At 44.4% G+C, this 12,392-nt stretch carries 10 protein-coding genes; 6 read left to right on the plus strand and 4 right to left on the minus strand.

From position 1 onward, the window contains the following. The first annotated feature begins 45 nt into the window (after positions 1 to 45). From AAIR98_RS01525 to cysK, 3 genes are all read left to right on the plus strand, one after another. The gene (locus AAIR98_RS01525) at positions 46 to 1,377 is read left to right on the plus strand and encodes a PhoH family protein (RefSeq protein ID WP_423970484.1); all 1,332 of its coding nucleotides are present in this window, start codon (positions 46 to 48) and stop codon (positions 1,375 to 1,377) included. 552 nt (positions 1,378 to 1,929) lie between these two features. Next, entirely contained in the window at positions 1,930 to 2,829 is a 900-nt protein-coding gene (gene xerA / locus AAIR98_RS01530; RefSeq protein WP_423970485.1) for a site-specific tyrosine recombinase/integron integrase, read from the plus strand. After that, entirely contained in the window at positions 2,826 to 3,737 is a 912-nt protein-coding gene (cysK, locus tag AAIR98_RS01535) for a cysteine synthase A (protein WP_423970486.1), read from the plus strand. The genes xerA and cysK overlap by 4 nt, the downstream gene beginning before the upstream one ends. A gap of 175 nt (positions 3,738 to 3,912) precedes the next feature. Here cysK and AAIR98_RS01540 read toward each other — a convergent pair whose 3' ends face one another. Together AAIR98_RS01540 and AAIR98_RS01545 are read right to left on the minus strand one after the other, a co-directional pair. Next, a complete protein-coding gene (locus tag AAIR98_RS01540) occupies positions 3,913 to 5,244 on the minus strand; it encodes a tetratricopeptide repeat protein (protein WP_423970487.1) in 1,332 nt (443 codons plus the stop codon). Next, positions 5,241 to 6,038, minus strand: coding sequence for a phytoene/squalene synthase family protein (locus tag AAIR98_RS01545; RefSeq protein WP_423970488.1), 798 nt, complete (start codon positions 6,036 to 6,038; stop codon positions 5,241 to 5,243). The genes AAIR98_RS01540 and AAIR98_RS01545 overlap by 4 nt, the downstream gene beginning before the upstream one ends. Before the next feature lie 30 nt (positions 6,039 to 6,068). Between AAIR98_RS01545 and AAIR98_RS01550 the strand changes: the two genes are divergently transcribed. Further along, positions 6,069 to 6,623, plus strand: coding sequence for an HDIG domain-containing metalloprotein (locus AAIR98_RS01550; protein WP_423970489.1), 555 nt, complete (start codon positions 6,069 to 6,071; stop codon positions 6,621 to 6,623). Between the two features lie 920 nt (positions 6,624 to 7,543). Here AAIR98_RS01550 and alaS read toward each other — a convergent pair. Continuing rightward, positions 7,544 to 10,153, minus strand: coding sequence for an alanine--tRNA ligase (alaS, locus tag AAIR98_RS01555; protein WP_423970490.1), 2,610 nt, complete (start codon positions 10,151 to 10,153; stop codon positions 7,544 to 7,546). A gap of 112 nt (positions 10,154 to 10,265) precedes the next feature. On the opposite strand from alaS, the gene AAIR98_RS01560 reads away from it, so the two are divergent. Both AAIR98_RS01560 and AAIR98_RS01565 read left to right on the plus strand, forming a co-directional pair. Then, positions 10,266 to 10,598: a hypothetical protein gene (locus tag AAIR98_RS01560; RefSeq protein ID WP_423970491.1), complete on the plus strand. Its 333-nt coding sequence runs from the start codon at positions 10,266 to 10,268 to the stop codon at positions 10,596 to 10,598. Next, positions 10,595 to 11,455, plus strand: a complete 861-nt coding sequence (locus tag AAIR98_RS01565) for a diacylglycerol/lipid kinase family protein (protein WP_423970492.1) — start codon at positions 10,595 to 10,597, stop codon at positions 11,453 to 11,455. The genes AAIR98_RS01560 and AAIR98_RS01565 overlap by 4 nt, the downstream gene beginning before the upstream one ends. Positions 11,456 to 11,812: 357 nt before the next feature. Here AAIR98_RS01565 and AAIR98_RS01570 read toward each other — a convergent pair whose 3' ends face one another. Further along, positions 11,813 to 12,388 (minus strand): hypothetical protein, encoded by a 576-nt coding sequence (locus AAIR98_RS01570; protein ID WP_423970493.1) that lies wholly within the window; start codon positions 12,386 to 12,388, stop codon positions 11,813 to 11,815. Between the last annotated feature and the right edge of the window lie 4 nt (positions 12,389 to 12,392).

Genomic DNA, 12,392 nt, shown 5'->3' on the forward strand with positions numbered 1-12,392 from the left:
CTACAATATGCTCAAGGGATTTTAAACTTTGAGTATGGAGAGCTTATGACAAAAATATTTGTATTAGACACCAACGTCCTTCTTCACGACGTTAAAGCCATAGAGGCTTTTGAGGATAATGATGTTGTAATTCCCATAGTAGTAATAGAAGAGTTAGACAATTTTAAAACCGACGCCGACGACAGGGGTAAAAACGCCAGAGTAATATCCAGAACATTAGACGCCTACCGTGAAAAGGGCCGTCTTAGCGAAGGCGTACCCACAGAAGGCGGCGGCACTCTTAGAATAGAAATGGAGCGTGAAAAAGCTTTGCCCGCGGGTTTTATTTTTAATAAATCAGATAACGGCATTTTAAACATAGCCTACGCGCTTAAACAAAAAGAAGAAACCAAAAAAACCACTGCTAAAAAACCGGTAATAATTGTAACCAAAGACACAAATTTACGTTTAAAAGCCGAAGCTTTAGGTTTAGAAGCGCAGGACTACACCACAGATAAAATCAGCTACGACGAGCTTTACACCGGCGTGGCCGAGATTGAAGTAGACTCCGGCGTGATAGACGCGCTTTATAAAGATAAAAAAATACCCGTGCCCGGTGAACATACCTTTTACCCTAACCAGTATGTTATCTTAAAAGTTAACGACGGCAGCAAAAAATCCGCCATCGGCCGCGTGGGTAACAACGGCGAGCTTGTTATAAAGCTTTTGCCGCAGTCAGAACCTACCGCATGGGGCATAAAACCGCTTAATAAAGAACAGCGCTTTGCCATGGAACTTTTGCTGGACGATTCACTTGACCTGGTAACCCTTGTTGGTTCAGCAGGCACAGGTAAAACTTTAATCAGCTTGGCCACAGGGCTGCAGAGAACTTTAGACGAAGAAAAGTACAGACGCCTTGTTGTGTGCCGCTCCGTAGTGCCGGTAGGTAAAGATATTGGCTTCTTGCCCGGCAGCAAAGAAGAAAAGCTGGAAGTATGGATGGGCGCTATTTACGATAACATGGCCTTCTTGGCTGACCGCAAAAACCCTGATGAAGGCGAAGAAAAAGCTAAATATATTTTAGATTCCGGTAAAGTGGAAATTGCTTCCATCACACACATAAGGGGCCGCAGCTTACCGCAGCAGTATATGATTGTGGACGACGCGCAAAACCTTACCCCGCATGAAATTAAAACAATTCTTACCCGCGCGGGCGAGGGCACCAAGGTTGTTGTCACGGGCGACCCGTACCAGATTGATACGCCGTATTTAGACGCCGAGTCTAACGGTCTTACATACCTGGTAGATAAGTTTAAAGGGCAAAAGAATTATGGGCATATTACGTTTACAAAAACGGAACGCAGTAAGCTGGCCGATATAGCCTCACACTTGTTATAAGAATAATAGTGCGCGGGCCTTTGGGTCCGCGCGCTTTTTTTATTTTTTATTTTTTCCGCTTTTTGCGGGAGGGGTAGTTTCGCGCTTTGAGCGCGATTTACTTTTTTTATCGTAAAAAAGTAAACAAAAATCTCGCCCCGCCTTTGTCGAGCAAGGTGCTTTTAAGGGTTTTTGAATAACTCGTAAAAAATTTTGCTGTAGTACGGCAACCTTATAAATTTTTTACTCAGACAGAATTCAAAAAATGCCCTTAAAAACTTTATGATGATTGCCTCTCCTTAATTGCGGGGGCAGGTCAAAAGCACTTATAGTTTAAAGGGGATTACGGCTAACGGCACTGATTTATTTCAGCGGGCCCTTTCGCTTTGCTTAGGGGTACGGCTTACGGCACTGATTTTATTTTAATGAGCCCTTGCGCTTCGCTTAGGGAATGGAAACGGCACTTGTTTTATTTCCTCTCCCTTTTAGGGGAGAGGAGGCCAACGCCGTAGGCGGGCTTGGTGAGGGTGATGTACACAAATATTCTGCAGTAAAGTTTAATTCGGGGGAATTATGCTGGAGTTTAAAAATTATCTGGCATTTGAAAGGCAGCTTTCCGCCAATACAATTTCCGCTTATATGCGTGATGTAAAAGAATTCCTGCTTTTCTGCCAGGAAAATAATGTCGCGCCCGTTAACGCCAACACTGATTTTATGGACGAGTTTGTCTATCACCTTAAAACCCGCGGTCTCGCGCCCAAATCTGTTTTTAGAAAAACAGAAGCGGTAAAACATTATTATAAATTCCTTATAATCAACGGCGATATTAAAGAAGACCCTTGCCGCTTTTTATCTTCCCCCAAACTTACCCAAAAAATACCGCAGCAGCTTAGCAAAGAGGAAATGCAGCGCCTGCTCTCTTTCCCCGCGCGTACTTTTAGCGAGGTCCGCACCGTCACAATTTTGGAATTACTGTACGCCTGCGGCCTGCGTGTGAGCGAGCTTGTAAATTTGCGCATAGAAAACGTAAACTTAAAAGAACGCTGGGTATTAGCGTTTGGGAAAGGAGGCAAGCAGCGGTTTGTGCCCATGCACGAACGCGCCGTAAAAGTGTTGGAAAATTATTTATTTGAGCGTGAGAAAACACTTAAAGGCCGCGCGTCCGCGTCAGAGGTTTTTATAAACCGTGACGGCGGTAAGATAAACCGCGTAAGCGTGTGGAAAGATATTTCTGACCTTGGCAAACTGGCCGGTATACAAAAAAAGTTATACCCGCATTTACTGCGCCACACATTTGCCAGCCATATGCTTAGCGGCGGGGCGGACCTGAGAAGCTTGCAGGAAATGCTGGGCCATGCCAGCCTGCAGACAACGCAGATTTACACGCATGTAGATGTAACGGATTTGAAAGCAAAACATAAAATGTTTCACCCGCGCAGCAGCGGGAAAGTTGACTTAAAGGGGGAAGAATGATTTATAAAAACTTGACGCAGACAGTAGGCAACACACCGCTTGTTCAAATAACAAAACTTGGCGGAGAGGCAAATATTTTTGCCAAGGTGGAAAGTTTCAATCCGCTTTCCAGCGTTAAAGACCGCTTGGCCTTAGGCATAATTAACACGGCGGAAAAGGACGGCAAATTAAACCCCGGCGGCACCATTGTGGAGGCCAGCAGCGGCAACACCGGTATTGGCCTGGCGTTTATAGCCGCGCAAAGGGGATATAAATTAATTTTAACCATGCCCGAAAGTGTGAGTGTAGAGCGCCGCAGTATTTTGGCCGCGCTTGGCGCAAAGCTAGAGCTTACCGAAGGCCCCAAAGGCATGAAAGGCGCCATAGCCAAAGCGCAGGAAATTTTGGCGGAGAACAAAGAGTATTTTTTTGCCGACCAGTTTGGCAACCCCGCCAACCCCGCTATTCACCGCGCTACAACCGCGCCTGAAATTATTGAATATATGCAGGGTAAAGTAGATATTTTTGTTGCGGGCGTAGGCACAGGCGGCACATTAACCGGTGTTGGGGAAGTACTTAAAGAGAAAAACCCCAATGTAAAAATAGTAGCGGTAGAGCCTTTTAAATCAGCCGTATTATCTGGCGAGCCGCCGGCCCCGCACGGGTTGCAGGGCATTGGCGCGGGCTTTGTGCCAAAGGTTTTAAACACAAAAATAATTGATGAAATTATAAAAGTAAAAGAAGAAGACGCTTACGCCACGGGCCGTGATTTGGCGCGGAAAGAAGGCATTTTCGCGGGTATAACCAGCGGCGCAGCCATGTGGGCCGCGCTGCAATTGGCCGCCAAAGCGGAAAATAAAGGTAAAAATATTGTGGTAATTTTGCCAGATACCGGGGAAAGATATCTGTCCACCCCATTATGGAACTAGCGGCGTACAAATAAAAATTTGCTGTAGGGGCGGAGCTAGTCTCCGCCCTTTGTCGCATAAAACAACTGCACTTGTTAAGCGGTAGATGTCCACGTCGGCGCGTTGGTGCGCCTCCTCAACATGACTTTATTTTATTATTTTAATTTTTAAAGGATAGTGCTGTAGAAAATACTTTTTACATGCCTATATATTCCCCGCGGTTGTCGCATACCGTTGGGGAATTGGCTTGTTTCTCGCCGAAGAATGATGTGTACACTCTTACGGTTTGCGGGTTGTCTGAGGTAAGCTCTCTGTAATGCATAACAAGGTTATATGGTATAACCTTGGGCATACTTATTTGGTCGTGCGATTTGGGTGTGTATACAAAATAGCGCAGCCTTGGCGCGGTTAAAGTTTTAACTTCCATTCTGTATTTTAAAGTAGCGTCGGAACATTTGGACTCTTCTTTAACATAAGTATATTCTTTTGGCGAGACTTCCGTATAACCAAGCTCTAAAAGTTGTTTGGCGTAAGCGTCGGCCTCTTGGGCTACGGCGGGGATAGGTTCGGTCGGCAGGATAAAAGCTTTTTTACCCTCAAGCGCTTTGGAGTATACGGCAATACCCTCGTCGGTAAGTACGGCGCGTTGGTCAAAAACTTCGCGGCCGTTTAAATCTCTCAGTTTGTAAACTTCGTTACTTTTTATGCCGGATTCTTGAAAGAATTTTGCCGCCTCCATACTCATAAGGCGGATGACTTCGTTATAGCCTTTTAGTGAGAGCATAAGGCGCAGCTCCGGCGTGCCTGTGCCGGTCTCTACAATCAGGCCCTGGGGTACTTTTCTTTTATATTTGTCCTGCAAATATTCCACGCCCATGCTTTGCTCGGCGCGGTGTATTTTTCTAAACAGGTCTACGTCTGCTTTAGTAACTTCGGTGGTGTCTGGGTTAATGGCGTTTCTTACTTTTAATGCTTCTAAAAAATCTTCTTTACTGAAAATTATAGGCTCAAGCCTGCGGTAGTTTTCTCTGGCTATGGGGTTGTAAGGCTCCACTGAAAGGGCGGTTTTGTACCCTTTGGCGGCGCCTGTTAAATCACCCTGGTACTCCAACACTACGGAGTAGCCTATTATAGAGTTAACGTTAGAATAATTAAATTTTAAAGATTTTTCGTAATTTTCTTTGGCTTTATTATAGTTTTGCTCTTTAAAGTAAATATCGCCAAGGCGTGAATAACAATAGGCGTTGTACGGCGAAGTTAAAGGTAAAAGCGCGACGGCGGCCTCAAAATAAATTTTAGCCTGGGCATTATTATTTTGCAGCAGCGCAAGGCCGGCTAAACTGATAAGCACGTCCGTATTTTTAGGTTCCATGGCGTAGCAGTCTTTAAAAACTTTTTCGGCCTCGGTAATTTTGGATTGTTGAAATAAAGATTTACCTGTTTCTATACACACTTGCGCGGAAGAATACTGCGCGTATACCGCGCAGCTAAGCCCCGTTACCAAAGCAAGCGTACAAAAAATTCTCATTTCACAAGTTCCTTGATAATAACAAATGTTTTCTCTATTTTACTAAGGGATACTTTTTCTGTAAAGACATATTTTCTATTAGCTATTTTATTAAGTATAGCCTCGTACAAAGCGCCCATGGCCTTGGCGGCAAGCAATTGTTTTTTATATTGTTTAGGAAACAGCGCTTTTGCTTTGTTAAAAAATTCTTTTGCTTTTTCCCCCTCGTAGGAGAGGATGGGCGCCAGCGCGGCGGTGTTTTTGGTTTGCAAATCTATGCTTAAAATACCGTATTTTTGCATATCTTCTTCCGGCAAGTAAACACGGCCCAGTTCTATGTCAGAGTAAACGTCTCTTATAATATTAGTAAGCTGTACGGCGTAGCCAAGGTTGGTTGCGTAGTCTAAAATTTCTTCTTTTCTTAACCCCATTACCTCACAGCACATAAGGCCCACTACTACGGCCACACGGTACATATATTTTTCAAGGTCTTCAAATGTTTTGTACTCTGTCCTATCAAGGTCCATTTCCATGCCGTCTATAAGCAGGGTAAAATTTTCTTTGCTGAGGTTAAATTTAACAGCGTGGCGCTGCAAGGCTTTGGCAAGTTCTGAAAATGGTTTTTGGTCTGAAAAAATTTTGTCTATTTCCTCACGCCAGCCGGCTAATTCCCCTTTGGGGTTGGAGGAGGGCTCATCTGCAATATCATCTACCGTACGGCAAAAGGCGTAAATATCCGCCAAGGCTTCCTTCTGTTCTTCATTTAAAAAGAAAAACGCCGGGCCGAAGTTAGATTTTTTGTAAGATGTATTCATACTACTATTCTACAAAAATTAGGAGACGGCATGATAAGTAAAGAAGAGGCTTTAAATTTACTAAAAGAATATGTAAAAAGCGACGCCATGATAAAACATTCTTTAGCGTCCGAGGCTATTTTGTGCGCGCTTGCAAAAGAACTTGGCCAAGACGAATATATGTGGGCAATGGCGGGACTGTTGCATGATATAGACGTAGAAATAACAGCGGGTAATATGAACGAGCATGGTTTTAAAGCACGCCCAATTTTAGAGGGCAAGGTGGATAGTGATATAATTGACGCTATAGAAATGCACAACGCTGAAGCGCAAGGAAAAGAACGCTCCACAATGTTTGACCACGCGCTTTGCGCCGGAGAAACTATCAGCGGCTTTATTACCGCCATCGCTTTAATTTACCCGGACAAAAAAGTGTCTTCAGTCAAAGTAAAATCTATTGCCAAAAGAATGAAAGAACTGCGTTTTGCCGCCGGCGTCAGCAGAGATAAAATATTAGAGTGCGAACGCATAGGCATACCTTTTGAAAAGTTTGCCGAAATATCATTAAAAGCCATGCAGGACGCAGCCCCCGCGCTGGGGTTGTAGAATTTAAAAATAGAAGAATAAAAGAGTAGACTGTTTGCTATTTATCCAAATATGGAAGCTTGTTTTTTTGGAATAAGGAATAAAATAAGGGGATGAGCTTTTAGCCATCCCCTTAAACCTTTTAGCACGTCCTCACGTGCGCGTTTAATAGCTCCCATAAACTACTAAACTAAAACATTTATAAGGAAACTAAAGCCTAAGGGCTCGATATGGTTTTTATCCATTTTCTGGGTGTTTCCTTATATTCTATTATAAGCTAAATTAGCTTAAACCCAAGGCCCAAAAAGGGCCTATTTTGCTTACTTTTTTATTTGTTTTCACTCCACGGGGGAGGGGTAGTTTCGCGCTTTGAGCGCGACCTACTTTTTTTATCGTAAAAAAGTAGGCAAAAATCTCGCCCCGCCGTGGTCGAGCAAGGTGTTTTAAGGGTTTTTGAATAACTCGTAAAAAATTTTGCTGTAGTACGGCAACCTATAAATTTTTTACTCAAACAGAATTCAAAAAATACCCTTAAAAACTTTATATATTGCCTCTCCTTGACTGCGGGGCAGGATAAGGGCACTTATATGTTAAAGGAAAGATACGGCACCTATTTATTTCAGCGGGCCCTTTCGCTTTGCTTAGGGAACGGAAACGGCACTAATTTTATTTCCTCTCCCTCTTAGGGGAGAGGAAGTGAGCGTAGCGAGCAGGTGAGGGTGATGTACACAATATGTGCTGTTATATAAATAATGTCATTCTGAGCTGCGTTGTAGCAAAGCGAAGACGGGCGTGAGAACCTACATTATAAAAACAATTTGTAGGGGCGGAGCTTGTCTCCGCCCGCTGTCGCCAAATTGCTGCACTATAGCATTACATTTAAAATAAAAACCCCGCCGCCGCAAACTATGCGGGGCGGGGGGTTTTGTTTAATTTATTAATTAAGAAAGAATGTCTTTGGCTTTGTTTAAAAATTCTTTCCAGTCTATTATCTGGCAGCCGCCTTGCGCAAAGTCGTCTTTGCCGCCGGCTCTGCCGCCCAGGTCCTCGGCCAAACTTTTGGCCAGGCCGCAGGCGTCGGCGGTGGAGGCGCCCGCTTTTTTAACTACAAATGAGCGTTTGCCGTTATCGTCCACAGCAATTAGCACTACGGAATCTTTATGCTTATGGCTAAGGTTGTCTGCTATAGAGCGCAGCTCCTTGGGGCTTGCGCCTTCGGCGTAAAAGGCCACCAATTTGCTGCCGTCTTTTAAAGTTTCTTCGGTAGTGGTGGAGGCTGACCCGCCGGTTAACATTTTTTGTCTTAAAGCGGTTATCTCTTTTTTAGCCGCTTTTAATTCTTCCATAGAGGCGTTTACTCTGGCGCCTACTTCGGTTGCTGGGACGGTGTAGGTTTTAGCCAAGTCATCAACAATGGCGCGCATAGCGTTAAGGTATTCTATAGCGCTAAGGCCCGCCACGCCCTCAATGCGGCGCACACCCGCTGACAGGGCGGATTCTTTTAACAGTAAAATTGTCATAATTTCAGCCGTATTCTGTACGTGTGTGCCGCCGCAAAGCTCTAAGCTGTATTTTAGGTCTGTACTCTCAAAATCACCGCCCACAAGCACAAAGCGTGCCGGGTCCGCATACTTTTCTCCAACCAATGTTACCGCGCCAAATTTAGCGGCGTCGGACAGCGGGCGCAGCTCGCAAGATACCTGGTGCGCGTCTTGCACAGCGGTATTGGCAATGGCAAAAACTTCTTTTAACTGTTCCGGTGTAGGCGCCTTTGGTGTGGTGTAGTCAAAGCGGAAAACTTCGTCGGAGACGAAAGACCCTGCTTGGTGTACGCCTTTGCCAAGTACCTGGTGCAAGGCCTCATTAACTAAATGGATGGACGTATGGTTAGCGGCCGTTTTGCGCCTGTTAAGCAGGTCTACTTCCGCAATAACATTATCGCCTACGGATAACGGGCCGTTGGTTGTTATTGAATGTAAAATTATGGACCCCAAAGGGCGCTCTGTGGCGGTAACTTTAGCGGAGAATTCAGTAGAAGCTATTGTGCCTTTATCGCCTATTTGCCCGCCGCCTGTGGCGTAAAAAGGCGTTTTGTCCAGCACGCAGTAACCGCTGCCGTCCAATGTGTCTACGGTTTCAAATTTATCATTAAGCAGGCCAAGGATAACAGCTTTTGTTGACAATGTGTCATAACCCACAAAAGTATTTTTGTACGCTACTTCAAGGCGCTGCAAAACAACCAATTTTTCTTTGGCAAATTCATCTGCGTAAGAGCGGCTTTTATCCCGCGCGGCTTTTTTGGCTTCTTCAAATTTAGCTTCGTCAATGCCAATGCCTTTAAGGCCCGCTATTTCTTTGGTAAGCTCTACCGGGAACCCGTATGTTTCGTACAGGTAAAACGCTTCTTCACCCGTTACAATTTTTGGGTTGCGTTTCAAAATTTCTTCCAGTTTTTCCTCACCGTTTTCAAGCGTTTTAAAGAAAGATTCTTCTTCCGTTTTTATTACTTGTTTAATGTAGTCTTTGTTGTTTCTTATTTCAGGGTAAACATCGCCAAACTCACGGTCCACAATATCAACAAGATTGTATAAAAAAGGGCCTTTGGCGCCCGCCATTTTGCCGTATCTTAACGCGCGGCGCACTAAGCGGCGTAAAATATAACCGCGGCCGTCGTTAGCGGGTAAAATGCCCTCCGCTATAAGAAAGCTGGAGCTTCGCGCGTGGTCCGCCACTATGCGCAAGGTTGCGGTTTCTTCTTTAGTGTCGCCTTTAATATTAAGTATTTTTTTGGCGGCGTCTGTGAGAGGGGAAAACAAGTCTGTTTCGTATAAACTTTTGGTGCCCTGCATAGCCATTGTCAGGCGTTCAAAGCCCATGCCGGTATCAATGTTTTTCTGCGCTAAGGGTACAATTTTGCCGTCTTCTTTACGGTCAAATTGTGTAAAAACTATGTTCCATATTTCCACGTATCTGCCGCAGTCGCACGTAATATCGCAGTTTTTATTTGTACAGCCTTTGTCGCCGAAATCAAAGTAAATCTCAGAGCACGGGCCGCACGGGCCTGTGGGGCCCATGGTCCAAAAATTGTCTTTCTCGCCAAGTTCAAAAATGCGGTCTTTGTCTACGTATTTTAGCCAAATATTATAGGCCTCTTCGTCACGCTGGGCAATGCCGCCTTTGTAAATGCTGGCAAAAAGTTTTTCTTTTGGCATTTTAAGCGTTACTGTCAAATATTCCCAGGCCCAGGCAATGGCTTCTTCTTTAAAATAATCGCCGAAGGAAAAGTTGCCAAGCATTTCAAAAAACGTCAAATGGCGGTTGGTAAAGCCGACGGAGTCGATGTCTGTGGTTCTCACGCATTTTTGGCAGGAAACGGCGCGTTTTAAACTTTTATCTAAACCTAAAAAATTTGCTTTAAACTGCACCATGCCGGCGGAGGTAAACAGCAGTGTAGGGTCAGCTTCAGGTATGAGAGAGCTGGACGGCACTATAGTGCAGTCTTTAGATTTAAAAAACTGTAGGTAGGATTCTCTTATATCTTTGCTGTTCATAAAACCTCTTAAAAATCAATAAAATGTATATACTTAAAGTATACAAAATATGAGATACTCTTTTGGACGGGAAACCGCATTTTTGGTAAAATTTTTGCTGAGGATTATTTATATGAATAAAATAATAGGGTATTTTTTGGTTTGTGTCGGGCTTTTAATGTTTTTTTTCGCCACAATCGCAATGTTTAAAGTTTTTGTAGAGGGGCAAGCGCCTATAAAAGTGGTTGCGCCGGTGCAAATGTCCGTTACCACTCAATACGGGCCTATGACGGTGGACGCGGGGTCTATGACAGGGGTGCTTAATTTAGTTTTACACGCGCTTTTTATGTTTTTCCTGGCCGCCGTAGGCGGCAGGTTAGTAAGCGGCGGCATAGGGTTTATAAGGACAGAGATTATAGGCGAGTCTATAGCTAAATACGGGATAAAGGAAATTAAAAAATTATGATTTTTATTATTAACCCCAACAGCGGCGCCAAAAAAGACGCTAAGGCTTTTGCCTCTTTAGTCCAAAAATATTTTCCGCAGGCGGAAATAAAATTTACGGAGCGCGCAGGCCACGCGACGGAGCTTGCCGCGGCGGCAGCTGCTGCAGTGGAGGACAGCGTGATAGCGTGCGGTGGCGACGGCACTATAAATGAAGTTGCAAAAGGGCTTTATGGCACAAACACTGCGCTTGGCATAATCCCCAGGGGTTCGGGCAACGGTTTTGCCCGTGAAATAGGCATGAATTTAAACAGTGAACGCGCTTTAAAGCAGTTGCAAACAGCTAAAAAAATACATTCCGACATGGGCCGCATTAACGGCGAACTTTTTATAAATGTGGCGGGCATAGGTATAGAGGCCGATATTGCGCATGCTTTTGCCACGCATGGCAAAAGAGGAATTTGGCCATACTTTAAACTTGGCGCCAAAATAGTATTTAGCTATAAACCCAAAAAAGTAAAAGTGGTAACCGAGGGGCACGAAATAGAAATAGCCCCGCTTACGCTTGTGTTTGCTAACGGCCGCCAGTACGGCACTAATTTTAAAATAGCGCCAAAGGCCAGTTTGACGGACGGGCTGCTTGATATGGTGCAAGTGCTGGATAAAAATAAATTTAGCCTTTTGCTTGGGCTGCCGTCGTTTTTTAATTCTGACTTCAGGCCTTTTAACCCTACGGTTGTGATACGTGTTAAGAATACCGAGGTTTTTACCAGGGGCCCCGTTTTTTATCACGTGGACGGTGAGCCTAAGCAGAGCACCGGGGATAATATTAAAGTGGAGATTTTGCCTGCTAGTATATGGGTGTTGGTTTGTAAATAGTTTCGCGCTTTGAGCGCGACTTACTTTTTTTATCGTAAAAAAGTAAGCAAAAACCTCGCCCCGCCGTGGTCGAGCAAGGTGCTTTTAAGGGTTTTTGAATAACTCGTAAAAAATTTTGCTGTAGTACTGCAACCTTATAAATTTTTTACTCAGACAGAATTCAAAAAATGCCCTTAAAAACTTTATGATGTTGGCCTCTCCTTAATTGCGGGGCAGGTCAAAGGCACTTATATGTTAAAGGAAAGATACGGCACTTATTTATTTCAGCGGGCCCTTTCGCTTCGCTGAGGGAACGGAAACGGTATTTATTTATAAAAAAGCCCCGGGCGGTTGCCCGGGGCTTTTTTGTTAAACTTTTTATGCTGCCAGGCCCATTATTAGGGCTACTATGCCTGCGGCGGCTGTTATAAACATGAGTACGCACGCCATAACGGCGGGTACCATAGTTATAACAAAAGACAGCAGTACAAGGCCTTTAGGCATTGTGTAAGCGCGGGATATCATAACAGTTAAAAATACTAACTGGAATATGAAAGTTACCACCGCCACTACAGAGGCTAAGGCCGCGCCGTTTTTTACCGCGCCTGTCATCAAAAGCCCCGCTATAAGCAGTACTTTAGCAAACTCGCTTATGCCTATAAGCGCAAACAGCCCGGGGGCGTTGCCTTCTCTTGCTATAAGGTCCAAAAATAACTGGGTTATAGAGGCAAAAACCAGGCTCAGCACAATCATTGCAGCTAAATAGACAAAAAATTGCGCTACAAAGGAAAGTACGCTGGCGCCGCTGTAAAAATTAGCGTAAAAAGTTACGCAAAAAGCGCCCATAACATACCCCAGCATGCCCAGCCCCATAGAGCGGCTTGCCACTGTTTCCTTTAAAAATTCCTCTTGGGAATTAAAAAGTTTTAAGATACTTGAGTATATTGAACTCATATAA

The sequence above is a fragment of the Elusimicrobium simillimum genome (genome assembly GCF_049639735.1).
GTDB lineage: Bacteria > Elusimicrobiota > Elusimicrobia > Elusimicrobiales > Elusimicrobiaceae > Elusimicrobium > Elusimicrobium simillimum.